The 25,211-nt window shown below is 70.9% G+C and carries 22 protein-coding genes; 9 read left to right on the top strand and 13 right to left on the bottom strand.

The genetic code is table 11. The annotated features are described in order from the left end of the window. Positions 1-26: 26 nt before the first annotated feature. Both K318_RS19170 and mmsB read right to left on the bottom strand, forming a co-directional pair. Positions 27-1,382, bottom strand: a complete 1,356-nt coding sequence (locus tag K318_RS19170) for an aldehyde dehydrogenase family protein (protein WP_035280231.1) — start codon at positions 1,380-1,382, stop codon at positions 27-29. Positions 1,383-1,566: 184 nt separating this feature from the next. Further along, entirely contained in the window at positions 1,567-2,478 is a 912-nt protein-coding gene (gene mmsB, locus K318_RS0103685) for a 3-hydroxyisobutyrate dehydrogenase (RefSeq protein ID WP_029088480.1), read from the bottom strand. Between the two features lie 188 nt (positions 2,479-2,666). Between mmsB and K318_RS0103690 the strand changes: the two genes are divergently transcribed. Both K318_RS0103690 and K318_RS0103695 read left to right on the top strand, forming a co-directional pair. Next, positions 2,667-3,563 carry a LysR family transcriptional regulator gene (locus K318_RS0103690; RefSeq protein ID WP_051297538.1) on the top strand — a complete coding sequence of 299 codons (897 nt, stop codon included), beginning with the start codon at positions 2,667-2,669 and terminating at the stop codon, positions 3,561-3,563. Between the two features lie 117 nt (positions 3,564-3,680). After that, complete coding sequence (locus K318_RS0103695; RefSeq protein ID WP_029088482.1) at positions 3,681-5,528, top strand: acyl-CoA dehydrogenase; 1,848 nt, start codon at positions 3,681-3,683, stop codon at positions 5,526-5,528. Between the two features lie 58 nt (positions 5,529-5,586). Here the strand turns inward: K318_RS0103695 and K318_RS0103700 are convergent, their stop codons facing one another. From K318_RS0103700 to K318_RS19175, 5 genes are all read right to left on the bottom strand, one after another. After that, complete coding sequence (locus tag K318_RS0103700; protein ID WP_029088483.1) at positions 5,587-6,846, bottom strand: type 2 periplasmic-binding domain-containing protein; 1,260 nt, start codon at positions 6,844-6,846, stop codon at positions 5,587-5,589. An 85-nt stretch (positions 6,847-6,931) separates the two neighbouring features. Continuing rightward, positions 6,932-8,857 carry an alkyl/aryl-sulfatase gene (locus tag K318_RS0103705; RefSeq protein ID WP_029088484.1) on the bottom strand — a complete coding sequence of 642 codons (1,926 nt, stop codon included), beginning with the start codon at positions 8,855-8,857 and terminating at the stop codon, positions 6,932-6,934. Between the two features lie 92 nt (positions 8,858-8,949). Beyond that, positions 8,950-9,300 carry a DUF202 domain-containing protein gene (locus K318_RS0103710; protein WP_029088485.1) on the bottom strand — a complete coding sequence of 117 codons (351 nt, stop codon included), beginning with the start codon at positions 9,298-9,300 and terminating at the stop codon, positions 8,950-8,952. After that, the gene (locus tag K318_RS0103715) at positions 9,297-9,728 is read right to left on the bottom strand and encodes a YidH family protein (RefSeq protein ID WP_084499594.1); all 432 of its coding nucleotides are present in this window, start codon (positions 9,726-9,728) and stop codon (positions 9,297-9,299) included. Before K318_RS0103715 ends, K318_RS0103710 begins: the two co-directional genes overlap by 4 nt. Next, positions 9,716-10,882: a CaiB/BaiF CoA transferase family protein gene (locus tag K318_RS19175; protein ID WP_051297450.1), complete on the bottom strand. Its 1,167-nt coding sequence runs from the start codon at positions 10,880-10,882 to the stop codon at positions 9,716-9,718. The genes K318_RS0103715 and K318_RS19175 overlap by 13 nt, the downstream gene beginning before the upstream one ends. Positions 10,883-11,110: 228 nt before the next feature. Between K318_RS19175 and K318_RS0103725 the strand changes: the two genes are divergently transcribed. Next, positions 11,111-11,989: a LysR family transcriptional regulator gene (locus K318_RS0103725; protein WP_029088487.1), complete on the top strand. Its 879-nt coding sequence runs from the start codon at positions 11,111-11,113 to the stop codon at positions 11,987-11,989. Next, entirely contained in the window at positions 11,989-12,897 is a 909-nt protein-coding gene (locus tag K318_RS0103730) for a LysR family transcriptional regulator (protein WP_029088488.1), read from the top strand. Before K318_RS0103725 ends, K318_RS0103730 begins: the two co-directional genes overlap by 1 nt. A 94-nt stretch (positions 12,898-12,991) precedes the next feature. On the opposite strand, the gene K318_RS19180 is transcribed toward K318_RS0103730, so the two are convergent. Further along, positions 12,992-13,906 carry a GNAT family N-acetyltransferase gene (locus tag K318_RS19180; RefSeq protein ID WP_051297453.1) on the bottom strand — a complete coding sequence of 305 codons (915 nt, stop codon included), beginning with the start codon at positions 13,904-13,906 and terminating at the stop codon, positions 12,992-12,994. A gap of 281 nt (positions 13,907-14,187) precedes the next feature. On the opposite strand from K318_RS19180, the gene K318_RS19185 reads away from it, so the two are divergent. After that, positions 14,188-15,477 (top strand): type 2 periplasmic-binding domain-containing protein, encoded by a 1,290-nt coding sequence (locus K318_RS19185; protein WP_051297455.1) that lies wholly within the window; start codon positions 14,188-14,190, stop codon positions 15,475-15,477. A 71-nt stretch (positions 15,478-15,548) separates the two neighbouring features. Here the strand turns inward: K318_RS19185 and K318_RS0103745 are convergent, their stop codons facing one another. Then, the gene (locus tag K318_RS0103745; RefSeq protein ID WP_029088489.1) at positions 15,549-16,436 is read right to left on the bottom strand and encodes a LysR family transcriptional regulator; all 888 of its coding nucleotides are present in this window, start codon (positions 16,434-16,436) and stop codon (positions 15,549-15,551) included. A 77-nt stretch (positions 16,437-16,513) separates the two neighbouring features. Between K318_RS0103745 and K318_RS0103750 the strand changes: the two genes are divergently transcribed. After that, complete coding sequence (locus K318_RS0103750) at positions 16,514-17,419, top strand: LysR family transcriptional regulator (protein ID WP_029088490.1); 906 nt, start codon at positions 16,514-16,516, stop codon at positions 17,417-17,419. Beyond that, the gene (locus K318_RS23435; protein WP_051297457.1) at positions 17,416-18,087 is read left to right on the top strand and encodes a TetR/AcrR family transcriptional regulator; all 672 of its coding nucleotides are present in this window, start codon (positions 17,416-17,418) and stop codon (positions 18,085-18,087) included. The genes K318_RS0103750 and K318_RS23435 overlap by 4 nt, the downstream gene beginning before the upstream one ends. Here K318_RS23435 and K318_RS0103760 read toward each other — a convergent pair. The 3 genes from K318_RS0103760 to K318_RS0103770 form a co-directional block, all read right to left on the bottom strand. After that, on the bottom strand, positions 18,072-18,851 hold the full coding sequence (locus K318_RS0103760; protein WP_029088491.1) for an SDR family NAD(P)-dependent oxidoreductase: 780 nt from the start codon (positions 18,849-18,851) through the stop codon (positions 18,072-18,074). The genes K318_RS23435 and K318_RS0103760 overlap by 16 nt on opposite strands. Further along, entirely contained in the window at positions 18,841-20,391 is a 1,551-nt protein-coding gene (locus K318_RS19195) for a flavin-containing monooxygenase (protein ID WP_051297459.1), read from the bottom strand. The genes K318_RS0103760 and K318_RS19195 overlap by 11 nt, the downstream gene beginning before the upstream one ends. Positions 20,392-21,042: 651 nt before the next feature. Next, on the bottom strand, positions 21,043-21,825 hold the full coding sequence (locus K318_RS0103770) for a class I SAM-dependent methyltransferase (protein ID WP_029088492.1): 783 nt from the start codon (positions 21,823-21,825) through the stop codon (positions 21,043-21,045). Positions 21,826-22,025: 200 nt separating this feature from the next. On the opposite strand from K318_RS0103770, the gene K318_RS0103775 reads away from it, so the two are divergent. After that, positions 22,026-22,919: an Abi family protein gene (locus tag K318_RS0103775; RefSeq protein WP_029088493.1), complete on the top strand. Its 894-nt coding sequence runs from the start codon at positions 22,026-22,028 to the stop codon at positions 22,917-22,919. A gap of 34 nt (positions 22,920-22,953) precedes the next feature. Here K318_RS0103775 and K318_RS0103780 read toward each other — a convergent pair whose 3' ends face one another. Continuing rightward, positions 22,954-23,772, bottom strand: coding sequence for a 3-hydroxybutyrate dehydrogenase (locus K318_RS0103780; protein WP_029088494.1), 819 nt, complete (start codon positions 23,770-23,772; stop codon positions 22,954-22,956). Positions 23,773-23,916: 144 nt separating this feature from the next. Between K318_RS0103780 and K318_RS0103785 the strand changes: the two genes are divergently transcribed. Next, positions 23,917-25,194 (top strand): MFS transporter, encoded by a 1,278-nt coding sequence (locus K318_RS0103785; RefSeq protein ID WP_029088495.1) that lies wholly within the window; start codon positions 23,917-23,919, stop codon positions 25,192-25,194. The last annotated feature ends 17 nt before the right edge of the window (positions 25,195-25,211 follow it).

Raw genomic sequence — 25,211 nt, forward strand, 5'->3', positions numbered from 1 at the left:
ACATACGCGTGCGCAGAGGCAGAGCGTCAGTCCTGGACGACGGGCCGCTTCGCCACGGCACGGGCGTGCGAGAGCTCCCGGAAGCCGTGGACCCCGTGGTAGGCACCGATCCCGCTGTGGTTGACGCCCCCGAAGGGGAGGTTCGGCTCGAGGTAGTTGCCCGCCCAGCCGTTGAAGCTCACCCCGCCGGAGGAGGTCTCCGCGAGCACCCGGTCCTCGACCTCGGGGTCCGCCGTGAAGACGTGCATGGTGAGCGGCTTGGCGCGGCTGCGGATGCCGTCGATCACCTCGTCCAGCTCGTCATAGGCGAACACCGGCAGCACCGGGCCGAAGATCTCCTCCTGCATGACGGTCGCGTCCTCGGGCACGTCGAGGAGGACGCAGGGCTCCACCGTGAGCGTCTCACGGTCGCGGCGACCGCTGCCGATCAGCGTGGCGCCGCGCTCCACCGCCTCGTCGATGCAGCCGGCGACCCGGTCGAAGTTCCGCTCGTCGACGATGCGGGAGAAGCGGTCGAGGTTGATCTCGTCACCCTTGTAGAGGCGGTCCTGCACCGCGCCCATGAAGCGGTCCACGAAGTCATCGAGCAGCACCCGCTTCACGTACACGTGGTCCGGTGCCAGGCAGATCTGACCGGCGTTGGACATCTTGCCGATCATGAGCGCCTGCGCGGCCGCGTCGAGGTCCGTGGTGCCGTCGATGACTGCGGGGCACTTGCCGCCCAGCTCCAGCGTGACGGAGGCCAGGTGCTCGGCAGCAGCGGCCATGACCACCTTGCCCACCGCAGGGCTGCCGGTGAAGAAGACGTGGTCGACGGGGAGTTCTGAGAGCGCATTCGCGAGGTCCACGCCGCCTTCGAAGACCGCGACCTCGTCCTCGGCGAACGTCGCCCGGATGATCTCAGCCGTGAGCGCGGAGGTGGCCGGGGCGAGCTCATTGGGCTTGACGAGCGCGACATTGCCGGCTGCGATGATCGCGGCCAGCGGCTGGAAGGTGAGCAGGACGGGGTAGTTCCACGGGCCGTACAGGAGCACCTGGCCGCGGGCCTCGTACCGGACGAACGCCTCGGTGCCGGGGTGGGAGACGGGCACCTCCTGCGGCTCCATCCACTCCGAGAGGTGCGCGATGGTCCCGTCGATCTCCGCGAGGACTCCGCCCAGCTCCGTGCCGGCGCCCGTGAAGCCGTCCGCGAACTTCTCCCTGGTGCGGCGCAGGTCCCGGTGCAGGGCCTCATCGACGTCGTCAGCGCGGCTGAGGAGCACCTCGCGGAGCCGCCTCAGCCGCTCCACGCGCTGCTCCGCGGTGGTGTTCCCCACCCTCCGCCTGCTGCGCTGCTGGAGCTCGTGGATACGGCGGACCTCATTCGGATCCCATGCGGACATAGGCGGATCACCTCTCTGTGATGCGGCAGCTGAGGCCGACACTACACCGGGAGGTCATCGGCCCCAGCCCCAGCCGAGTGAGCGGGTCCTGCCCACCTGGCACCACCGAGTGAGCGGTTCCTGTCGGAATCAGACGCTGCATCCGACAGGAACCGCTCACTCGACGAATTGGCGGGCCGGCGGCTCAGGGCGCCTCGGGAAGCCCGGTGGCCTCCGGATCGATGTTGCGGATGAGCGCGGAGGTGTCGCGGTCGCCCCAGCCGTCGTCGATGAGCTTCTGGAGCTTCTCGTGCACGAGCGTCGCGGCGGGCAGGTCCACGCCCTCGGACTCCGCACCCGCGAGCGCGAGGCCCACGTCCTTGTGCATGAGCATGGTGGAGAAGCCCGCGGCGAACTCGCGCTCGGCCGGCGAGCTGTCCACGACGCCGGGCACGGGGTACCAGTTGCGCAGCGGCCAGGAATCACCGGAGGACACCCGCGCGATGTCGAAGAACACCTTGGGATCGAGACCGAACCGCTGGGCCAGCACCGCACCTTCCACCACACCCTGGAGGCTGATGGCCAGCTGCATGTTGTTGACGATCTTCGCGGCCTGCCCCGCTCCGTCGCCTCCCGCGTGGAAGATGTTGCCGGCCATCGCCTCGACCACGGGGCGCACGGCCGCGACATCGTCCTCCGCGCCTCCCAGCATGAAGGTGAGCGTGCCGGCCGCAGCCCCGCCCACGCCTCCGGAGACCGGGCCGTCGATGAAGCGGAAGCCGCGCTCGCGCGCACCCGCGTGAAGGGCACGGGCGGTGTCCACGTCGATCGTCGAATCGTCCACCAGCAGGGTCTCCGTCGAGGCGGAGTCGAACACGCCGCCGGCGTCGAAGTACACGCTGCGCGCGTGCTCGCCCTTGGGCAGCATCGTGAAGACGAAGTCCGCACCGGCCACGGCCTCGGCGATGGAGCCCACCGCCTGCACGCCGTCCTCCGTCGCGGCCTCCACCGCGGCCGCGACGACGTCGTAGCCCCTGACGGTGTGGCCTGCCGCGACGAGGTTCTTCGTCATCGGGCGGCCCATGTTGCCCAATCCGATCCAGCCGATGTTCGCCATGATGCCTCCTTGCATTCGCTTCTCCGTGCCGCCGCAGGCTCCCGTGCGCCGCGACGCTGATTCCCCACCAGAATATGCCCGCCGTCACATCCGGCCTCTGCGCGCACCCCGCGGCGCCCGAACCCCGCACATCGCTTCCGCACCGGAGGTGTGCGTGCATGCACTCCGCACCGGATACCATGCGGTGCATGACGAGCTCGCACGCGCAGGCGGGCGCCGGTCCCCGCATCGCGCCCGATGACCTGCTCACGCTCCTCGCGGTCGCCCGCCTGGGCAAGTACACCGCGGCCGCCCACAGCCTCGGCATCAATCACACGACCGTCTCCCGCCGCATCGCCTCCCTGGAGAAGGCGGTGGGCGAACGCGTGCTCGCACAGGCGCCGGAGGGCTGGGAGCTCACCGCCCACGGTCGCCGGCTGCTGCCCGCCGCCGAGGCCGTGGAGACCGCGCTCGCATCCGTCGCGGCGCCTGTCCCGCGGACCGGGCAGGAGGGCCGCCGCCTGGCCGGCACCGTGAGGATCGCCGCGCCCGAGGCGTTCGTCGCCGCCTATGCCATGCCCGCTCTCAGCCGCCTCCAGCGCAACCACGCGGGCCTGCAGGTGGAAGTGCTCACGGCGACGCAGCGGGCGCGAAGGTACCGCTCGGGGATGGACATCGAGGTGGTCGTGGGCAGGCCGGACACCCGCCACTCGACTGCGCACTACCTGCGCACGTACTCGCTGGGGCTGTACGCCTCGCCGGGCTACCTGCAGCGCCACGGGAGGCCGGAGACTGCCGAGGACCTCGCCGACCGGCGGCTCATCTTCTACCCCGAGCACTCGCTCGAGGTCGACAGCCTGCTGGGTGCCGTCGAGCAGCTGCCGGAGACCGCGGGCTACTTCCGCTCGAACTCCGTCGCCGCTCAGCTGCAGGCCGCGCGGCTGGGGGTGGGGGTGGGCCTGCTGCCGGCCTTCGCCGCCGAGGCGGACGACTCCCTCGTGCGTGTGCTCCCCGAGTTCGACCGCGAGCTGGAGTACTGGGCTTCGGTGCGGCCGGAGGCGCTGCGCAGTCCCGTGGTGGAGCACGTCCTCGCAGCCCTGCGGTGAGCCCGCGCAACAGGGCAGACGCGGCGGTGTCCGGAAGCCGCCGCTAGAGTGTGACTTAACGCTCATTCGATATGCGTGACCGATCAGCGCTGCTCGTCCACGAAAGGCTGCCGCCCCATGACCGCACAGATCCTCTCCCGCCGCGACCTCAGCTTCCTGCTCCACGAATGGCTGGATGTGAGCGCGCTGACCGAGCGCGAGCGCTTCGCGGACCACTCCCGCGAGACCTTCGATGCGCTCCTGGAGGTCTCCGAGGACATCGCCCGCGAGCACTTCGCCCCGCACTACCGGAAGAGCGATCTCAACGAGCCCACGTTCGACGGCGAGACCGTCCGCATCATCCCCGAGGTGAAGGAGGCCCTCGACCGGTTCGCGGAATCGGGCCTGCTCACGGGCTCCGTCGACGAGGAGCACGGCGGCATCCAGCTCCCCTACACGGTCTCCCGAGCATGCTTCGCCTGGTTCCAGGCGGCGAACATCGCGACCTCCAGCTACGCCATGCTCTCGATGGGCAACGCCGCGCTCCTGCTGGCACATGGAACGCCCGAGCAGATCGAGCGCTGGGCCGTGCCCGAGCTGGAGGGCCGCTTCACGGGCACCATGTGCCTGTCCGAGCCGGAGGTGGGCTCCTCCCTCAGCGATGTCACCACCCGCGCCGTGCCGCAGGACGACGGCACCTACCGCGTGCACGGGCAGAAGATGTGGATCTCCGGCGGCGAGCACGAGCTCAGCGAGAACATCGTGCACCTCGTCCTCGCCCGTGCGGAGGGCGATGCGCCCGGCGTCAAGGGCCTCTCCCTGTTCATCGTGCCCAAGAAGCTGGTCAACGACGACGGCAGCGTGGGCGAGCGCAACGATGTGGTGCTGTCCGGACTCAACCACAAGATGGGCTGGCGCGGCACCACGAACACGCTGCTGAACTTCGGCGAGGGCGCGCATCAGCCTGGCGGGAAGGGCGGGGCTGTCGGCTACCTCGTGGGCGAGCGCGGCAGTGGCCTCGCGTACATGTTCCACATGATGAACGGCGCGCGCATCGGCGTGGGTGCGGGTGCTGTGGCGCTGGGCTACCGCGGCTACCTCACCGCGCTGGAGTACGCGCGCGACCGCATCCAGGGCCGGCCGCTCGAGGACAAGGACCCGAGCGCGCCGGCCGTGCCGATCGTGCGGCACCCCGACATCCGGCGGATGCTGCTGGCGGCGAAGGCGTATGCGGAGGGCGGACTGGGCCTCATCCTGTATGCCGCGAAGCTCCTCGACGACTCCCAGACCGCGCCCGAGGCCGCCGACCGCGAGCGCGCGGACCTCCTCCTCGACGTGCTCACCCCGCTCGTGAAGACGTGGCCGTCGCGCTGGTGCCTCAAGGCCAACGACCTCGCGATCCAGGTGCTGGGCGGAGCCGGCTACACGCGCGACCATGATGTGGAGCAGCTCTACCGCGACAACCGGCTCAACCCCATCCACGAGGGCACGGACGGCATCCAGTCCCTCGACCTCCTGGGCCGCAAGGTCCGCATGAAGGGCGGCGCAGGACTGCGGCTGCTGGCCGAGACGATCCGCGCGACGATCGCGAAGGCGGAGGGAACCGCCTGGGCGGGACAGGCCGCCGCGCTCGAGGCCGCACTGGCGCGTGCGGAGTCCGTCACCGCGGAGCTGTGGGCCGACGGCGACCCGCTCACGGCGCAGTCGAACTCGTGGGTCTACCTCGAGGCCGTGGGCCACACCGTCATGGCGTGGCTGTGGCTGGAGCAGGCGCTCGCGGCAGATGCCGCCGAGGCCGGCACGGGAGACAGCGCAGCCTCCCGTGGAGCGGCCTCCCGCAGTGCCGACGACACCGCCTTCTACGCCGGCAAGCGCGCCGCGGCCCGGTACTTCTTCAGCCACGAGCTGCCACGGGTGCACCCGCAGTTCGATCTGCTGGAGAGCCTGGACCGGACCTTCGCGGACCTCGACGACGCCGTCCTCTGAGGGTTCACACGAGCGCGGCGGGTGCCTCCCCGCCGGGGAGGCGCCCGCCGCGTCCTGCTCAGCGCGGCCGGTGCTCCATCGCGGCGCTCGACTCGTACACCGCCTGCGCGAACGGGGCGAAGTCGGTCTCCGCGTCGTACCACTCGTCGAAGTCCTCGGTCTTGCCACCGTCCGCGTAGCCCAGCTCCTCCAGCTGTGCCGTCCAGGCCTCGGCCGAGGCTCTGATGACCTCCGCGGTGTCCTCGGGGAGGTTCCCGCCCTCGATCGCCTCGGCGGTCAGCTCGTGGGAGATCTCGCCCACCCGCTCCTGCAGCGCCCCTCCGTACGCGGAGACGGTGCCGCCCTGGGCCTTCGCGGCACTGATCATCGCCTCGGCGCCGTCCGTGTAGCTGCGTGCCACACCGCCGGCGGCGAGCGAGGTGCTGTCGAAGATGATCTGCTGGTAGGCCAGCGGCAGGTCGCTGAAGCCGGCTCCGGCGAGGAAGGCCGCAGCCGCCCTCGGATAGGAGACGTCGGTTGTGTATCCCAGATGAGGAGCCACCTCCAGCAGACCGCCCTCTGCCGTCGCGGCGGTGGGACCGAGGTTGCAGTCGACCGAGCCGCGCTGCAGCGCCTCGTAGGTCTCCGTGTACTCCATGGACACCGGCGCTCCGCCCATCTCCCTGATCATCCTGTCCTGCGCGACTGAGCCGATCCGCGTCTGCGTCCCGCGCCAGTCGTCCTCGGTGAGGACGGGCTCGGCGCACGCCGTGTAGTACCCGGCCGTGGGGAGGAACGGGGTGAGCGGGGTGAGCCCCCGCTCCTCGTAGGCGGTGAGCACGGCCTCGTTCGTCCACCCCAGATCGTTGTAGACCGCATAGGGCAGCATCTCGCCCACGAAGGGCGACGAGGGCAGGAGGGCCGTCGTGGTGGCGAGGTCGTTGAACGCCTCGAACTCGGCGGGCTGGTAGATGGGCAGGGTGTAGGCGAGGTCCAGGCGGCCGTCGGCCAGCGCATCGTGCACCGTGTCGTACCCGGCGACGGCCTGGCCCCAGACCACCTCGACCTCGATCTTCCCGCCCGATCTCTCCTCGATGAGATCCGCCATCACGCTGCCGGCCGGGGCCATGACCGAGGTCGCCGACGCCGCGGCGGGCTGGAACGTCAGCGTCACCGGCTCGAGGTCCGCGATGATCCCGTCCACCTCCTCCTGCGGAGCGCCGTACTCGAAGCCCTCCCCGGAGCCCCCGCCGGCGGTGCCGCCGGATGCGCCGACGCTGCCGGAGCAGCCGGTGAGGGCGAGGACGACGGCTGCGGCCGGGGCGAACAGGCCGGACATCGTCCGGATCGTCCCGGACCTGTGTGCGTGTGCTGTATGAGACCTCGTCATCGGGATCTCCGTCCTCTCGTGTGGTGTCCCCCGGTCACGGCAGTGTGACCGGGAAGAAGCGCGGGAAGTGGTCGATGTGCGCCAGCAGCGCGAGCACTGCGGCCGTGTCCCCGCTGACGACGGCCTCGGCCGCGGCCAGGCTCTCCTCCGTCTGCGGGCGGCTGAGCAGCTGGGCGAGGGCTGCGCGGCCGGCGGTGATCGTCGCGGAGCCGGACTCCTGCGCCCCCTCCGTGTAGACGAGCACGCCGTTGCGCGTCTCGAGGAGGTACTCCGTCCCCGCATCCGGCTGCGCCCAGGTGAGCGAGACGGTCAGCTCCGCACCCGTGACTCCGTTGAAGCAGATGCCGGCATAGTCGAGGATCTGCTCGTCCGTCATCGCCTCCGCGGTGGGCGCGTCGATGCCGCGGTCGGTGCGCTCTCGTGCGCTCTCCTCCCGCAGCTCCTGTGCGCCGGTGAGGAAGATGTTGCGCCACGAGGCGTTCGCGGTCTGGATCGCCATCTGATCCAGCGCCGCGGCACCGAGCTCCCGCGCACGGACGCTGTCCGGCTCCGCGAAGAGCACGGCTGCGGACATCTGCGCCACCCACCGGTAGTCGCCCTCGGCGAAGAACCCGTCGAGCTGGTCGAGCACCGCATCGACGCCGCCCAGCATCCTGATCAGCCGCGCGCCCGATTCCGCCGGCGGATGCTGGTGATAGGTGAGCGGATTGCCGTCCCACCAGCCCAGGTAGTGCTGGTAGATCGCCTTGGAGTTGTGGTTGAGGGAGCCGTAGTAGCCCTGCGTGTGCCAGCGGGAGGCGAGCCCCGGAGGGAAGGCGATCTCCTCCGCGAGCTCCTGCATGGTCTGACCGTGGTTCATGCGGCGCAGCGACTCGTCGTGCACGAACTTGTACATGTCGCGCTGGTCCGCGATGTACTCCGCGACGGCCTCCGTTCCCCAGGTGGGCCAGTGATGCTGCCCGATGAGCACCTCGGCCCTGCCGCCGTACTCCACGAGTGCTGAGTGCAGCGTCTTCCACCAGGCGACCGCGTCCCGCACCACGGCTCCGCGCGGAGTGAGGAGGTTGTGCATGGTGTGCGTGGCGAGCTCCACAAGGTTGAGCACCTGCAGGCCGGGGAACCAGAGGATGAACTCGGAGGGCGCCTCCGTGTTCGAGGCCTGGACGAACTCGATCTCGACCCCGTCGAGCATGACGGTCGCACGTGCCCCGCCGATGGTCTCCGTGGGTGCGAGCAGAGTGGTGAGCCCGGCACCCATCCCCATGCCGATGCCGGCGTCCACGGTGCCGAGCGCCCCGCGCTCCAGCAGCGGTCCGAACTGGTACTGCGAGCGCCGCCGCATGGCGTTGCCCGCGAACACGTTCTCCGCGACGGCCTCCTCGACGAAGCCGCCGGGGGCGATGATCCGCACCCTTCCGGCCTCCACCTCAGCGGGATCGACCACGCCCAGTGCGCCGCCGTAGTGGTCGGCGTGGCTGTGCGAGTAGATCACCGCCCGCACCGGCCGCTGTCCGCGGTGCTCGCGATAGAGATCGAGGCCGGCCCGGGCCATCTCCGCCGTGGTGAGCGGATCGATGACGATGAGGCCGGTCTCGCCCTCGACGATGGTCATGTTCGCCAGGTCGAATCCGCGGATCTGGTACATGCCCTCCACGACCTCGAACAGGCCGTGGAGGTTGTTCAGCCGGGCGAGGCGCAGAAGGCTCGGATGGACGGTTCCCGCCGTCTCCTCCTCGTGGACGAAGCCGAACTCGTCGCCCTTCCACACCTTCGCCCCGGCGGCCGAGGTGAACTGATCGAAGCTCTCATACGTGGCGATGAAGCCGCGCGCGGCGTCGTCGAAGTCGCGGGTGTCGTCGAGGGGGAGGGCCGCAGAGGCCTCGGAGAGGATCTGCGTGGTCACGGGCGTGGGCACCAGGGGTGCCGCCGTGTCGGGGGATCCCGCGGGGAGGTGGGTCATGTCTGTTCCGCCTTTCTCGTGGAGCATGTGCGTCCGTTCTGATCTGGTCTGGTCATGCGCGAGGTGAGGGTGTGTCCCCTGCACGGCGCCGCTCAGCCCTGCGCGTCGAGGAGCACGAGCACGAGGCCGGCCGCTCCCACCGCGAACGCCGCGGCGGCGAGTGCGCACACCCCGGCCGCATCCGCCTGGGCGCGCCCTGCGACGATGCCGCGGACTCCCCTGCCATAGCGGGTGCGCTGCCGGGCCAGCAGCACCGCGGCCGTCGCTCCCAGCAGCGCCACCGCCGGGAGCACCCAGGCCCCGTAGTGGGGAGCCCAGCGCAGCAGGATCGCCGAGGCGATGAGCAGCGATGCGAGGGTCCGGGACCACGCCAGCGAGGTCCGCTCCGGCTGGAGACCCGGGTCGCCGTGCATCTCCACCGCCGTCCGCGTCCCGGCGGTCATCCGAGCCACAGATAGGCGAGCAGGCCGCCGCAGGCCACCGCCGACGCACCGGCGAGCACGGGGACGATGAGCGGGACGGGCAGGGGGCGGGCGTGCCGCATCGCACGCTCCACGCGCACCCAGCGGACGGTGGCGCCCACAGCGATGAGCACCCCGGCGCACAGCAGCACCACTGCGACGGCCCTCCGGACCTCCGGCGGCATATCGGACAGCGGCAGGGCCGCCAGCGCGATCCCGCCGGCGAGGAAGGCCAGCGCCGTCCGCATCCAGGCGAGGAAGGTGCGCTCGTTCGCCAGGGTGAAGCGCGGGTCCGGCTCCTCCCCGCCCGGCAGCAGCAGCCGGGCGAGCGGTCCGCGGCCGTCGCCGAGGCGGCCTCGGCGATCTGCTCCTGCACGCACCTCCTGCGGGGCCTCCGTCAGCGGTTCCATCGGCCGGCCCCTTCTGCCGGGCGCAGCGGGGAGAACTCCCCTGCCGGGCGCAGCGGGGAGACCTCGCGCGCGTGCACCGAGAGCGGCGGGGAGGAGTGACAGGGCGCAGTGGGCACGCGGAAGCGCTGGTCCTCGAACACCGCCTCCGCGAACACGCCGTTGTCCACGATGTCCGCCGCCTCCGGCACGTCCCCGTATCCGCGGAGCTCCGCGGCGACGACACCGGCCGCCGTCAGGCCTCCCACCGCCTCGGCGACCGTCATGCGGGAGAAGAAGCGGTTGAGGAGGGGGATGAGGACCGGCCGGTTCGCGACACGGGAGGCGTTGTCGCGGAAGCGGGGGTCGTCGGCGAGCTCCGGCTGTCCGATGTGGGTGCAGAGGATGCGCCAGGCCTGGGGCTGGTACCCGCTGACCACGAACTCCCCGTCCGCCGCCGTGAGCACGTCCGCCGCCGGTGCCAGGGTGGGCTGGCCGTTGCCCCTGCGCCGCATCTCGCTCCCGGTGATCTGCTGCTCCACCCAGTTGGAGGTCTGCATGCTCACCGCCACCTCGAGCAGGGGGATGCGCGCCTCCGTGCCGTGGCCGAACCGGTCGCGGCGCAGCAGGGCGGCGAGCACCGTCTGCACGACGATGAAGGCGGTGGTGTGGTCGATGACGGGGGCGCCCACGCGCTGAGGCTGGCCGTCGGCCTCGCCGGTCACGGACATCATCCCGCTCTCGGCCTGCGCCGCGATGTCCAGCCCCGGCCTGAGCGCGGACGGGCCGCGGGGACCGAATCCGCTCACGCTCACGGAGATGAGGTCCGGCCTGAGCTCCTGCATCGCGGCGTACGAGAAGCCGAGCCGGTCCAGCGTGCCCGGGCGGAGGTTGTGGATGACGGCATCGGCCCCTGCGATCAGACGGCGCAGGCGCTCAGCGCCCTCCTCGGACTTGATGTCGAGCTCGATCGCCGTCTTGCCGCGGTTGAAGCCGCGGAAGATCGCCTGCCCGTAGGAGGAGTCCAGCTGGCGGGCCGGTTCGCCTCCGGGCGGCTCCACCTTGACCACTTCCGCGCCCATCTCGAGGAGCTGCTGGCCGGCGCTCGGCACGGCGATCAGCTGCCCCAGCTCGATGATGCGCACTCCGGCGAGCGGGAGTTCTGCGGATGCGGACATGGATGCTCCTCTCACGGACGCGACACCCGATGCCGTGTGCAGCAGGCCGCAGCGGGGGCAGAGCCCCGGGGCCTCGAGCGGGCCGGGCATCCCGGACAGCGCCGTCCCCGGATCTCATCCTCAGGCAGACGCAGGCCTGCGTCAAAGGAACTATCTGCATCTCAGTATCAGGAGAACTTATATCCTGGTGCGAGCAGTGTGAGCAGTGCGAACGGAGAGCGGAGGTTCATGGAGAGACGGCAGGCGGAGCATTTCCTCGCGGTCTGCGAGACGGGGACGTTCTCCGCCGCAGCACAGCGCCTCGGCGTATCGCAGCCGGCGCTCTCGCAGTCCGTCCGGAGCCTGGAGGAGGAACTGGGAGCCATGCTGTTCGACCGCGGTCCGGCCGGAGCCGTGCTCACCTCATCCGGCCGTCGGCTCGCACCCGTGGCCGCCGACATACTCAGGGGCTTCGAGGCCGCTGCCCACGCGGTCCGCTCCTCGTCCAGGAGGATGACCGGGACTCTGCACCTCATGTGCCCCGCCTCGCTGGTGCTGGAGCCCCTGCTGCCGGTGCTCGCCGAGTTCCGGCGGCGCCACCCCGCCGTGCACCTGGAGATCGGGGACCCCCGCACCGAAGCGGAGGTCATCGAGAGCGTCGCCTCCGGGAGAGCGGACTGCGGGTTCGCCTCCGGCTCTCCCCACGCCCCGGGGCTCGTCGCAGAGGTGTGCGCCGCGCAGGCCGTCGTGGCGGTCCTGCCCCCGGACACGCGCCCTGCGGACAGGAGGATCGCCACGCTGCTGTCCCACGGGCTCGTGTGCGCGCCGCACGGACGCACCATCCGCCGTCTCCTCGAGGACGTCGTCGGGCATGCGGCGGTGGCACGGGCGATCACGGCGGAGACGGAGCATTCGGCCACGCTGGCGCCGCTGGTGAGGCAGGGGGCCGGGGTGGCCTTCCTGCCCGCAGGCGAGGCCGCCCCGCTGAAGGAGGCGGGTCTGCGGATCGTCGAGCCGGAACCGTCGCTGCAGCGGACCGTCGCCCTGCTCCACCGGCCGGCCAGCACCGCGCCTGAGCTGGCCGCCTTCCGCACCGTCGTGCGGGAGACCGGTGAGGGGAGGCTCTGATGGGCAGGATCGAGAGACGTCATCTCGAGGCGTTCGCCGCAACCGCGGAGGCGGGGAGCATCGCGGCGGCAGCGGCCCGTCTGCATGTGTCCGCCTCAGCGGTCTCGAAGTCGATCACCGGCCTCGAGCAGGCCCTGGGGCGGCGGCTGTTCGAGCGGGTGCCCACCGGGATGGTGCTCGCAGATGCCGCGGAGAAGCTGCTGGGCCCGGCGAACAGGGCACTCGGCCTCATCGCCGCCCTCGAGGATCCCGCGCGCGAGGGCGGCGGCGCCGCAGCCGATGACGACCTCCACATCGTCTCCGCTTCCAGTCTCTCGCCCGAGCCCCTCAGCTGGATCCTGGGCGAGTACGTGCGGCGTCACCGCGGAAACCGCATCTTCGCGGATGCGCTCCGGCAGCCGGAGCTGGACTCCGTGACCGAGCTGGTGGGGGCGGGACACTACGATGCGGGCCTCACGGAGACTCCCCGGGTGGTGCCGCCCGGACTCACCGCCGTGCCCCTGGCGGAGACCGAGTTCTGGGCAGTGCTCCCGCCCGGGGCCTCGGCCGCCGTCCCGGGGGAGGTCAGCACCGACGAGCTTCTCGCGGCCGGGCTGATCGTCGGCCCGTACTGGGAGTCCTCGGGCCTGCACCGGTCGCTGGTGGGGGCGGACCCGCGCCTGCGCGGAGCCGTCACGGTCCGCTCCGCCCACCGGGGGCAGTTCCTGCAGTTCGTGCTGGCAGGGCTGGGGGCGACGATGCTGCGGGCGGAGCCGGCCCGCGAGGCTGCCGCCGCGGGGTGCACGGTGGGCCGGGTCCATGGACTCGGGACGACCGGCCTCTCCGTACTGCACCGCACGGAGAGCCGGTCACCGAGCGTCCGCCGGTTCGTGCAGGTGTGCACGGACTACGCCCCGCCGGCGGGGTGAGTGCCGCTCTGCGGCGGTCGAGGTGCGCGGACGGCCGGGCACCCCGAACGGATCGAACGCACCGAACCCGTCGCCTTCTGCGCGAAGGGCCCGCTCACCCGCTGCAGATCGATGCGCCTCGGCCCCGTGTGCGGATGAGGTCGGCGACCGGTTCACTCTGGGCGAATCCGGCCGCGATGTATGTGGCGAAAGCGCTCGCATTGGAGTTCTCGGCGACGACGGCTGCGGCGGAAGCGCCGTACTGCCGCAGCGCTTGCGCGCCGGCGAGGGTGATGGCCGTACCGTAACCGCGGCCGTGATGGTCGCGGTGCACTCCCATCGGCTCGATGAGGCCGGGGCGCCCGCTCCCAGCTGTCCAGACGGTGGTGACGACAACGGGCTCATCGTCGCCGTCATAGCCGATGAGGTGGTGGGCGAGGTGGGCGAACGGGCCTGTTGCCATCGTGGTCCACCGCCGGATGAGCCGCCGCCTCTCCTCGTCGCTCGGCGTCGTTCCCCTGAACGCGGACCAGTGCACCGCCGTCCACTCCCCTGCTGCGTCCAGGCCGATCTCCTCGACTCGGAGCGCCGCGCTGCGTCGATTCGCAGGCACGGGGGAGCGCAGGTCGAGCTGCAGCGGGGTCCAGGGCGCGTCGTCGTCCCATCCCTGAGCGCGAAGGCGGGCCTGCAGCGCATACGCGCCGCGTGCTTCGACCGTCACCGTCCCCGGGGGAAGCACGTGAGTGCTGAGATCGGCCTCGATCCGGTCGGCGAGTTCATCGTCGGCGGCAACGGAAGGCTCCACCGCCATGCGGAAGAGGTCCTCGCCGTCGAACATGCCGATCGCCGCGATCGATCCGCGGGCCGTCCAGCACCGCAGGTCCGAGGCCGACCTCTCGGCACCGACCATCGAATGCCAGCCGAGGTCCCCGGGGTGGAGGCATCCCCTCCAGTCGGAGGTCTGCCACTCACTCAGCGTCCTGGCGATCTCGCCGAGCTCGGCAGCAGTCGGTGTCGCGAGGATGGTCATCTCTGCCTCCGTGTCCTTCTGCGGCCGGCCCCCGACGATTGCGCGAAGGCCCTGTGGCTCCTCAGCGTACGAGCATCGGGCCCGAAGCCCATAGGTGTGCCGCGGGGCGACCACATGCCGCGTTCCACAGACTGCGCCACATCTCGTATAGGCATGCCCATCACCCCCCCGGTGCGGTTTCCTCTGACGGAGCGCATTGACCGGCTCGGGCGGCACGGCAAAACTCGAAGCAGTGACGCGATCCTGCCGGGATCAGCAGCAGCGTCCCGAAAGGAAGCTCCGTGACCACTTCAGCGAAGAAGTCGTTCCACTCCACCCGTCTCCGTTCAGCCCTCGCCTCCGCGGCAGTCGCCGCCGTGACCCTGAGCGCGTGCGCCGGGGGCATCGGCGGCGGCTCCCAGCAGTCCGAGGGAGAAGGCGTTCCCTACGGTGCGACCGCAGAGGAGTACCGAGCCGCTCTGGCGGACATGCCGGAGACCACGCTCACGGTGCAGGCCGGCACCCAATCGCCGGAGAGCATCAGCGCGAACATCCTGGAGAGGCTGAGCGCCGACGTCGAAGAGGCCTCCGGCGGGAAGATCCGCTTCGAGACCCACCAGGCCCAGACCATCGCACCGTATCCGGAGCTCGATGCGGCTCTCGCCGACGGCCGCGTGGACATCGCCTTCCACCTCCCCAATTTCACCCCCTCCAGCTTCCCGGTCAACAGCGCCTTCATCGCGCTGTCGGGCCTGGCGCCTTCGTCCCCCCGGGCCAGCGACTTCGCGGCCACCGCGGCGATCTCGGAGCTCGCCTGGAACTCCGATGCCTATGTCGAGGAGTTCGAGTCGAAGGGTCTGCACCTCCTCGACATCAGTCCCAGCGCCACGTTCTTCTCCATGTGCACGAGCCCTGTCGAGGAGAACTCCGACTGGTCCGGAAAGCAGGTGCGCGTCGCCTCCGCGGCCAATGAGAAGCAGGTCCAGGCGCTCTCCGCGGTGCCCGTCTCGCTCACCTACCTGGAGATCTACGAGGCGCTGCAGAGGAACACCATCGACTGCCACCTGTCCTCCGCGCTGGGGGCCGTCGTGGGCGGAGGCGTCGTGGAGGTCGGACCGCACATCTCCTACACCGAGGAGGTGGGCTTCGCCCGGCCCAACCAGGTGCTCCTGGGCGGGGCCGGCTATGCGGAGCTGCCGCTGGCCGCCAGGCAGCTGATCTTCGACCAGATGCAGCAGTACTTCCTCGAGTTCCGGCTCTCCGATATGGAGTCCCACGCGGAGCTGGCGCGACTGGTCCGCGAGAACGACGGCAGCTTCAACCCGCTCGGTGCGGAGGTCGAGGCCGACCTGCGCGAGGCGTCCGAGCAGCTGGTGCAGGAGCAGGTCGAGGCCGACCTGCTCGACGAGGACATCGCCGCACAGCTCAGCGAGGGCCTGCTGCGGTGGAACGCGGTGATCGAGGACGAGGGCCTCGGCGACGACGGCGGCTACGAGGACTTCGACACCTGGCACGACGACGACCCCGCCGCCCTGGAGCCCTTCGCGCAGAGGGCCTTCGAGGAGATCGCACTGCCTCACCGCCCGGAGTAGCAGCCCCGCTGCTGCCGGCGGATTCGCCGTCTCAGGTGCGCGCGGACTGCACCGGAGGCGGCGGATCCGCCTCATCCCTCCCCGGCGACGGCGGTCGCGACATCGCTGAAAGCCCGTGCCGCCGGCGAGAGCCTGTCGCTGCGGGTGACGAGTCCGTAGCTGCGGGAGCACTCCGGATCCGTCCGGAGCACCACAGCTCCCCGGCGTCTCGCACGCTCCGCGACCTCCTCAGACAGCAGTCCCGCCCCTGCCCCGCTCGTCACCAGCAGGAACACACCGTGCTCGTGGTCCGCTTCGGCGACGATGCGCAACGGCACCGCGCACTCGGCGGAGAGCCTCTCCAGGTGCGCGCGGGAGGGCGATCCGAGCGCCCCCGTCACCAGCGGCAGACCGGCCATCACGGCGAAGGGGACAGGCTCCGCGATGCCCGCCGCGGCAAGGTCCGAGGGCACCGCGAGCAGCGCCCTCTCCCGCCCCAGCGCACGAGCCTCCACCCGCATGTCGCCGGCAGGCAGGTAGTCGAGACCGATCTCGCAGCGGCCGTCCTGGAGCAGGCCCACGGTGCTCCCGGGGGAGCTCGCATCGACGAGGCTCACGACCACACCCGGGTAGAGTGCGCGGAACCGCGCGACGATGGGCACGAGGGGGCCTGCCGCCAGGTCCGCCGGAACCGCCACCTCCAGCCGGCCGCTCTCCAGTCGCACCACCTCGAGGACCGCCCCGTCCGCCTCCTCCGCGCTGCGCACGGCCTGTCGCGCGGACTCCAGCAGCGCGGCCCCCGCCGCACTGAGCACCATTCCCCTGCGCTCCCTCACGAACAGCTCCACGCCCAGTTCGTCCTCGAGCGCCCGCAGCGACTGCGAGAGCGAGGGCTGAGCGAGGTAGAGCGCCGCGGCGGCAGCAGTGACGCTGCCGTGCTCCACGACGGAGAGGAAGTGCCGGAGCTGTCGGGTTTCCACCGGCAGAGCCTATCCTGAACTGCGAGCACGCACCCGGCGCACGACGGCGCCGAGGACAGCACGGGACGAGGTGAGTCGTGGAGTTCCGCCAGGCAGAGCATTTCCTCGCGGTCGCCCAGCACGGCGGGGTGGGACAGGCCGCCTCCGCGCTCGGCTGCGCACGGCCTTCGCTCTCGCAGTCGATCCGCAGGCTCGAGCGCGAGATCGGAGCGCCTCTCTTCCACCGGCTGGGCCGGGGTCTGGCGCTCACCGCCGCAGGCACCGCCCTCCTCGATCCCGCACAGGCGCTCCTGCGCGACGGGAAGACCGTGCGGGCGACCGCAGCCGAGCACTCCGGCCGCCCCACGGGGCACATCGACATCGGGGCGACCGCAGGTGCCTATGAATCGCCCGTCATCCAGCTCGTGCACCGCCTCCGCCGCCGGCTGCCGCAGGTGACCGTGCGGGTCACCGAGTACGGCTCCGAGGCCGATATCGTCCGCGCCGTCCGCACCGGAGCCGTGGAACTGGGCTTCGGCTATGCGGATCCGGAGGAAGCGGACCCGCAGGGCAGGCGGAGCGTACAGCGCCACCGGCTGGGTGACGCCGAGCTGTGCGTGACACTGCCGGAATCCGCCGCTGCGGGCCTCTCCGATCCCCTCCCCCTGGCGGACCTGCCGGATCTGCCCGTCATCGCGGTGTCGGACGGAGCGCACGCGCGGCATCGGGTCGAGAGCGTGATGCGCCGGTACGGCGTCCACACCCGCCTGGGTGTCGTCACCGCCCACCGGCACGCGGCGATCCCGCTCGTGGCCGCGGGGGCGGGCCTCTACTGGTGCACGGAGGAGCAGGCCCGCAACGGAGCCGCGCCCGGAGTCGCGTCCTTCCGGATGGCCCCCCCGCTCCGGCTCTCGATCACACTGCTGCACCGCCGGGGCGCCCTGGCTCCGGCCGCGCGGGCGCTGCAGGCCGCCGCCCTCGCCTGGGCGGAGGAGCAGCGATGACGGAGCAGTCGAACACAGCCGCGCACACCTCCGGCGCACCCCGGACGCGTTCTGCGCGCTCGCGCCCCACTGTCCGTGCCGTACTCTCGGCCGCGGCCGAGGTCTTCACGGAGAAGGGCTTCGAAACCGCCGGCATCGCCGAGCTCGTCGAGCGCTCAGGGGTGAGCGTCGGCAGCATCTACCACCACTTCGGCGGGAAGGCCGAGGTCTTCGGAGCCCTCTGCGACGAGTTCCACCAGCGCATGCGCGCGCGGACGGAGGAAGGCAGCGGCGCGGCCCGGGCCGCCGGTGCGGAGGAACCGCTCGAGATCTACCTCGCGGGTGCGCGCGCCTACCTCGAAGGGTGCTGGCAGGAGCGCGAACTCACGCGGCTGTTCCACGGGGGCGACGGACCCCCCTGGCTCTGGAGTCTGCACCAGGAGCGCGTCATCAGCTGGACGCAGACCAACATGGAGCTGCTGGGGACCGGGCCGCAGCCCTATGGGAGATCCCTCGCCCACGCCGTCACCGCGCTCGTGGCGGCCTGCGCGCTGGAGCTCACCGAGATCGCCTCGGCGGAGGAGGCCGACGGTCTGATCGGCTTCTACCTCGATCTCGTCGGCCGGGCAGCCGCACCGCATCTCCCGGACGCCCCTCACACGGAGGGCACCGCTCACACGGAGGTGTAGCCGTCGTCCGCGGCATAAGCCGCTCCGGTGACGAAGCTCCCCGCCTCCGAGGCGAGGAAGCCCACCACCTCGGCGACCTCCTCGGCGGTCCCGAACCGTCCCAGCGGATGGCTCTCGATCAGCCGGGCACGGGCCTCGGCCCCCATCGGCGCGAGCATGGGGGTCTCGATGTAGCCGGGGCAGACCGCATTCACCCGGATGCACCGGTCCGCGAACTCCGCAGCCGCGGCCTTCGTCAGTCCCACGACGCCGTGCTTGGATGCGACATAGGCAGCCTGGTTCCGCCGTCCCACGAGCCCGAGCACCGAGGCGATGCTGATGATCGACCCGCCCGCGGTCATCGCGGCGGCCTCGGCCCGGATGCACCGGAAGACCCCGGTGAGGTTCACCGCGAGCACGGCGTCCCAGGCGGCCTCTGACGTGTCCAGGATGTCCGCGCCCGTGGGATCGGCGATCCCTGCGCTGTTGACAGCGATGCCGAAGGCACCCATCCCGACCGCGGCGCTGACGGCGGAGGCGACGGACTCGGGGTCCGTGACATCGAGTGCGACGGCCTCGGCTACGCCCCCGGCCTCGGTGATGGAACGCGCGAGATCGTGCGCACCGGCTTCGTCGCGGTCCCCGCACAGCACCCGCGCCCCGCGAGCGGCGAGGTGGCGGGCGACGGCGGCCCCGATGCCCGAGGCCGCGCCGGTCACCAGCGCGGAGCGCCCGGCGAGGTCCTGCCGCGCCGGCGCAGCATCCTGGGAGGCGTCATGCGGCATCGCGGGCTCCTGCGGCAGAGGCGAGGCGAATCTCGGCAGTGGCCGGGCGGTCCGGCCGCACGCCGGCCGGACTCGCACCGGCCGGACGTGCGCGCTCGAAGCTCACGCCGTCGTCGTCGATCCTGCTCCGATTCAGCGTCGTGAGCATCTCACGCAGATAGTTGTGGTGCATCCGCCAGGGCGCGCGCCCTCCCTGCTTGGGCATGACCGCATTCCCCCTCTGCGCATAGCCGGAAGTGAGCCCGAAGAGCGGTGCACGGCGCGCATCCCCGGGTTCAGCCGGGGTGCAGACCGCGGTGCCCGTCGTGTCCATATGCCGGATGACCCCGCAGAGGTACTTCGCCACCAGCTCCGCACGCAGCGTCCAGGAGGAGTTGACGTAGCCGATCACGAAGGCGAAGTTGGGCACCCCCGAGAGCATCATGCCCTTGTACGCGACGGTCTCCGCGATGTCCACGCGCGACCCGTCCACCGTGAGCTCCATGCCCCCGATGGCCCGCATGTTCAGACCTGTGGCCGTCACGATGACGTCCGCCTCCAGCATCTCCCCGGACTGCAGCCGGATCCCGCTCTCCGTGAATCTGTCGATGCCGCCCGTGACCACCGAGGCCCGGCCCTCGCTGACGGCTCTGAACATGTCACCATCCGGGACCAGGCACAGTCGCTGGTCCCAGGGATCGTAGGCGGGGGTGAAATGCGTGGCGATGTCGAAGCCCCGCGGAAGCTGGCACTGCACTCCCGCGAGGATCCTCTCCTTCGTCCTGACGGGCAGCCGCCGGGCGATCTGGTAGTTGAGGGCGCCGAGCAGGATGTTCCGGGTGCGGATCACCCTGCTGGCGATCCGCCGGGGGAGCAGACGCCGGGCCCGCACCGAGAACTCCGGCGTCGCCGGCCGCGACACCATATAGGTGGGAGAGCGCTGGAGCATGGTGACGTGCTCCGCCTCCTCGGCCATCGCCGGCACCACTGTCACAGCCGTCGCACCGCTGCCGATCACCACGATGCGCTTGCCGCGGTGGTCGAGGCCCTCGGGCCAGTGCTGAGGATGGATGACCTCGCCGCCGAAGTCCTCACGACCGGGGAACTCGGGGGTGTGGCCCTGCGCGTAGTCGTAGTACCCGGCGCAGGAGACGAGCATGGAGCAGGTGATCTCGACGCTCTCGCCCTCCGCCGTGCGGGCGAACACCCGCCAGCGCGCCTCCTCAGAGGACCACTCCGCACCGGTGACCGCATGGCCGAAGCGGATGTGTGCGTCGATGCCGCACTCGGCCGCGGTCGTCTGCACATAGTCCCGGATCCTCTCACCCCCGACGATCGAGGCGTCCTCGTCCCAGGGCCTGAACCCGAACCCGAGCGTCGCCATGTCCGAGTCGGAGCGGATGCCCGGGTATCGGAACAGGTCCCATGTGCCGCCCATCGCCTGCCGCCCCTCCAGGATGAGAAAGGACTTCTCGGGGCACTTCCGCTGCAGGTGATAGGCCGTCGCGACACCGGACAGCCCGGCTCCCACGATCAGCACGTCGATGTGTTCGGCAGTCATATTCCTGTTCTCCTCCTCTGCGCGACGGGATGCGGACCTCATCGTCCGACCCCGGGATCCGGCAGGTCGATGTCCATGGTCCGGCCGTCGCTGCCCCGAGCGGTCAGCACTGCTGCTCGTACCATCATGAGTCCCTTCTGCGAAACGTCATCGGTTCACCGGCGGAAGTCTTCCTAGAACAGGAATCTAGAACATAATTCTAGTTTTTGTAAGAGGTTCCGTCGGCAGGCGGAACGGGGCGGGACGTCAGAACCTCGTTCCGAACGGCCGCCGCACTCGCCCACCTGTGGGAGTTCGTCCTGTCGATGCTGAGGCCGGATTCCCGAACTCGACGCTGACCCGCGAGGTCCCGACCCCAGCCCGCTCCCCTGCTGACCCCATGACGCACAGGAGGGCTGCCCCGATGATCGGGGCAGGCCTCCTGCCGTTCAGGCGCGCGTGTTCGAACTGGGCGACGAGGCCAAGTCAGATGGCTCATCAGATGGCTCAGCGGCCCTCGTCCGTCGCGGAGCTGCTGAGAGCTGCGCGCATGGCGCCTTCGGGCGCAGTCGTCCGGTCGCTTCCATGAGTAGCCGCTGTGCCTCGGCACGAGCAGTGGCTCCCCGGTGCACAGTGCCGGGCATGGCCCGCAGCTCACCCCGCTCAGCACGGTCAGCGCGGCCTCGCGAGGATCGCGCCGTGTGCGCGCACCCCCGGATCCTGGCGTGTGTGCGTCTCCTCGACGACGAAGCCCACCGCTTCCATGAGGACGGCGAGTTCCGGCACAGGCCAGTACCAGGCCTGCGTCACCGCGTGGTCGAAGGGCTCGCGCCGCGGACCCTCGAAGAAGCCCACGAGCAGGCTGCCTCCGGGCGCCAGTGCCCGGGCGAATTCGGCCAGGGCCGCGGGGACGGCCTCGGGCGGGGTGTGGATGAGCGAGTACCACGCGAGGATGCCGTGCACGCTCGCCTCCGGCACCCCCAGGTCCTCGGCGCGCCCGAGGCGGAACGCGGTGCCCGGGAACCTGCCCCGCGCGAGGTCCACGAAGGCGGGCGAGGGGTCGATACCCTCGACGCGCACAGCCGCGCGCCCGCTGCGGACGGCCTCATCCCGCACGCCGCTCGCCGGCCCGCGGAGGCGTGCGTCCAGCCATGCGGTCCAGTGCCCGGGCCCGCAGCCCACGTCGAGGAGCAGGCGCGGACCGGCTTCCTCGTCGGAGGCCTGAGCCTGAGACGGACGCCCCGGATCTCCGGCATCCTGACGCGCAGACCCCTCCCCGTCCCGCCCCTGCACAGGAGCACGCCCGCTGACCAGTTCATGCCGAACCGTGTCCGCCCAGCGCCCGATGAGCGCACGGTCCGGTTCCGCAGTCGCATCCATCGAGCCCAGGAGCTCCGCGTACTCCTCCGCACGCAGGCTGTATGCCTGCGCGGCGGGCACCCCGAAGTCAGACATCCCGCTCACCTCCGCTCCGTTCGCCCTGCGCACGAAGACGCCCTCAACTTTGATCCACCCGAGAGGCTGAGCACCGCTCAGCCTCTCGGAAACGTGGACAGCGGCCCGCCCATCGACTACGATGATAGGCAATCGACCCCCTCCCAAGCCTCTCCGCGATGCTCACATGGGAGGGGCCTCTTCGTTTCTGAGGAGCGGGAGTGAAGCCGAGTCTCGCAGTGCAGGAGCAGGTCAGTCTGCTCACCCAGCGCGGACTGACGATCGCAGATCCAGAGGGGTGCACGCAATTCCTCCGCTCGACGAACTACTATCGGTTCTCCGGGTACGCGCGATACTTTCAGCGCGCTCCGCACCTCGGAGACAACACTTTCGAGCCAACCGCTTCGTTCGAGGGAATTCGCCGGATCTACGACGACGATGAGGCTCTGCGAGCAACGCTCACCAAACCCCTCGCTCACGCCGAGCTGATCCTGCGGACGCACGTCGCCCGGACCATCGCCGATGATCATGGAGCCTACATCGGCTATCTCGAACGGGACTTCTACACAGACGTCGGAGACGCAGAGCCGACCGTGGAAGCATGCCTGCGCGATATCGACCGCAGCCAAGAGCGTCACATCCTGCGATACCGCACGCCCAGGGACGACACACCTCGGTATGCAGAGCTGCCGGTGTGGTCAGCCGTTGAAGCATGGTCATTCGGAACACTGTCGAAAGTCATTGAACGCGGCGCCCAGGGCTCTCTGGCCGATGCTGTCGCTTCCAGCATCGGCGTCGCCCGAGCCGGATTCGCCTACCGGGTTCGAGCACTCGTCTACCTCCGCAACCGCTGTGCTCACCACAGCCGCCTGTGGCACCACTCCGTGATCGACGCGGGTCCGACACCGAACAACGTCCGGGTCAAGGCCAAGCGACTGGCGGGGCAGTTCGAGCCGCGCTCTGTGCTGGACGTCGTCGCCTCGCTGAGTGATGTGCTCGTGCGTGGCAACGGAAGTCTGCCGGTATTGCCCGACATCGTCCAGCAGCACCGCCAGCACGAAGCGTTCTGGGAAGGTCTCGGCCATCCGATTTCGCCTCGCGACCGCCAGGAATAAGCCCACCACCAGCGCGCCCCCGCCGGCCGGACCGTCACTGCGCGGACCAGCCCCCGTCGATCGAGTGCGCAGCGCCGTTGATGGCCCGGCCCGCCTCGGATGCGAGCAGCACGCAGATCGCGGCGACGTCCTCGGGCACGGGCAGGGAGGGGACGGCGGAGTGCTCAAGGAAGACCTCATCGAGCACTGCGTCCTCGCTGATGCCGCGCTGCGCGGCAAGGTCCGCCACCTGGTTCTGCACCAGGGGTGTCAGGACATAGCCGGGATTGATCGCATTGCAGGTCACACCCCTGGGCCCGCCCTCCAGCGCGGTCGTCTTGGTGAGCCCCATGACGCCGTGCTTGGCGGCGACGTACGCGGACTTGTGCGCCGACGCCCGCAGCCCGTGCACGGACGAGAGGTTGATGATCCGCCCCCAGCCGCGCCGATACATGGCGGGCAGCGCGGCCTTCGTGAGCACGAACGGCGATTCCAGCATGAGCCGGTTGATGAGCCGCCACTCCTCCAGCGGGAACTCCTCGACCGGGTGGATGCGCTGGATGCCCGCGTTGTTCACGAGGACGTCCACGTCCAGCGGCTGTTCTGCGAAACGGGCCTCGAGGGCGTCCGTGTCCGCGAGGTCCACCTCCCAGGCCTCGGCGGGGCCGCCGCCCGCATCCGAGGCACACGGCGCCTCCGGAGCGCCCCCTTCAGCCGCGGCGATCTCCGCCACCACCGCCTCGGCGCCGCCGCCGTCCCGATCCGCGACGATCACATGCGCGCCCTCGCGGGCGAAGGCGAGTGCGGTGGCGCGGCCGATTCCCGAGGCGGCACCGGTGACGAGGGCTCGGCGGTTCTTCAGCAGGTCGGTCATGTGAGCAACGATACGCCCGCGCACGGACACGGGACGCGCACCCCGCTGCTAAGATGCTTGCCCAGTTGTGTATCTACCGGCCGTCGGCATTCCGGCGGACAGCGGCGGCACCGTTCTCACCGCGTCCCCGATCCCCGAAGAGCCATGACACAGACACACTCCTCCCCCTCCGCCGCACCCCGGTCCGCCGATGCGCCCGCACTGTCCGCCGCACAGCCGAACGTCCTGCGCCTCGCGGGCTTCCCCTACTTCCCCATCGCCCTCATCGCACGGCTGCCCTTCGCGATGATGGTCGTGGGCGTCCTCACCGTCGCGGTCTCGGCGCGCGAGTCGATGGCGCTCGGCGGGCTCACCTCGGCGTTCGTGGGCGTCGGGACCGCGCTCGTCGGCCCCCTCCTGGGAGCCGCCGCCGACCGCTTCGGACAGCGCCCCGTCCTCCTCCTCATCGCCCCGCTCAACGGCGTGCTCCTCCTCGTCTTCTGCGCCGTCGTGTACAGCCAGGCGCACGCCTCGGTGCTCCTCCTCGCGGCCTTCGGCATCGGTGCGACAGCGCCCCAGGTCGCCCCCATGTCCCGTTCGCGGCTCGTCACGCTCATCACGGAGCGGATGGGCGCGGCGAGGCGACCCCGCGCGCTCTCCGCGACCATGTCCTACGAGTCCGCGGCCGACGAGGTGGTGTTCGTCTTCGGGCCGTTCCTCGTGGGCATCCTCGCCTCCGCGCTCGCACCGTGGGCGCCGCTGGCGATCGCGGCCGTGCTCTCCACGGTCTTCGTCATCGCCTTCGCACTGCATCCCACGGGCCGCATGCTCTCCGCCGCGCGCAGCGGGGACGGCACCGCACCGTCGTCGGCACGCGAGCTGTTCCGGCCCGTGCTGCTCGTGGTGGTCATCGGGATCTTCGGCGTGGGCCTGTTCTTCGGTTCGGTGCTCACCTCGCTCACCTCCTTCATGGCGGACCTGGGCGATCCCGAGGGGGCGGGCCTCTACTACGGCGTCATGGGCATCGGCTCGGCCGTGCTCGCCCTGGGCGTCGCGTGGCTGCCCGCCCGGTTCTCGCTGCGGGCGCGCTGGCTCTCGTTCGGCCTCGTGCTCCTGGGCGGCAGCCTCATCCTCGCGGCCGCGGAATCGCTGCCCGCGATGATCGTCGCGCTGGCCCTCATGGGCACGGGCGTGGGCCCGGTGCTCGTCACGCTGTTCGGCCTCGGCGCCGAGCGCAGTCCGCTGGGCCGCTCCGCCACGGTCATGACGATGCTGGGCTCCGGGGTCATCGTGGGCCAGTCCCTTGCGGCCGCTTCCACCGGCCGGGTCGCCGAATCGCTCGGCACGGCCGGCGCGCTGTGGGCGCCGGTGTGCGCCGCCTCGGTGGTGGTGCTCGCCGGCGCCGCGAACTGGCTGCTCACCGGCCGCGCCCGGGTGCGATAGGCACTCCGCAGGGGCCG

Source organism: Brevibacterium album DSM 18261 (assembly GCF_000426445.1).
GTDB lineage: Bacteria > Actinomycetota > Actinomycetes > Actinomycetales > Brevibacteriaceae > Brevibacterium > Brevibacterium album.

Coding starts and splice junctions, on each gene's coding strand:
- K318_RS19170 (WP_035280231.1), bottom strand. CDS start 1,382: ATGTCCGCATGGGATCCGAATGAGGTCCGCCGTATCCACGAGCTCCAG.
- mmsB (WP_029088480.1), bottom strand. CDS start 2,478: ATGGCGAACATCGGCTGGATCGGATTGGGCAACATGGGCCGCCCGATG.
- K318_RS0103690 (WP_051297538.1), top strand. CDS start 2,667: ATGACGAGCTCGCACGCGCAGGCGGGCGCCGGTCCCCGCATCGCGCCC.
- K318_RS0103695 (WP_029088482.1), top strand. CDS start 3,681: ATGACCGCACAGATCCTCTCCCGCCGCGACCTCAGCTTCCTGCTCCAC.
- K318_RS0103700 (WP_029088483.1), bottom strand. CDS start 6,846: ATGTCCGGCCTGTTCGCCCCGGCCGCAGCCGTCGTCCTCGCCCTCACC.
- K318_RS0103705 (WP_029088484.1), bottom strand. CDS start 8,857: ATGACCCACCTCCCCGCGGGATCCCCCGACACGGCGGCACCCCTGGTG.
- K318_RS0103710 (WP_029088485.1), bottom strand. CDS start 9,300: ATGACCGCCGGGACGCGGACGGCGGTGGAGATGCACGGCGACCCGGGT.
- K318_RS0103715 (WP_084499594.1), bottom strand. CDS start 9,728: ATGGAACCGCTGACGGAGGCCCCGCAGGAGGTGCGTGCAGGAGCAGAT.
- K318_RS19175 (WP_051297450.1), bottom strand. CDS start 10,882: ATGTCCGCATCCGCAGAACTCCCGCTCGCCGGAGTGCGCATCATCGAG.
- K318_RS0103725 (WP_029088487.1), top strand. CDS start 11,111: ATGGAGAGACGGCAGGCGGAGCATTTCCTCGCGGTCTGCGAGACGGGG.
- K318_RS0103730 (WP_029088488.1), top strand. CDS start 11,989: ATGGGCAGGATCGAGAGACGTCATCTCGAGGCGTTCGCCGCAACCGCG.
- K318_RS19180 (WP_051297453.1), bottom strand. CDS start 13,906: ATGACCATCCTCGCGACACCGACTGCTGCCGAGCTCGGCGAGATCGCC.
- K318_RS23435 (WP_051297457.1), top strand. CDS start 17,416: ATGACGGAGCAGTCGAACACAGCCGCGCACACCTCCGGCGCACCCCGG.
- K318_RS0103760 (WP_029088491.1), bottom strand. CDS start 18,851: ATGCCGCATGACGCCTCCCAGGATGCTGCGCCGGCGCGGCAGGACCTC.
- K318_RS19195 (WP_051297459.1), bottom strand. CDS start 20,391: ATGACTGCCGAACACATCGACGTGCTGATCGTGGGAGCCGGGCTGTCC.
- K318_RS0103770 (WP_029088492.1), bottom strand. CDS start 21,825: ATGTCTGACTTCGGGGTGCCCGCCGCGCAGGCATACAGCCTGCGTGCG.
- K318_RS0103780 (WP_029088494.1), bottom strand. CDS start 23,772: ATGACCGACCTGCTGAAGAACCGCCGAGCCCTCGTCACCGGTGCCGCC.
- K318_RS0103785 (WP_029088495.1), top strand. CDS start 23,917: ATGACACAGACACACTCCTCCCCCTCCGCCGCACCCCGGTCCGCCGAT.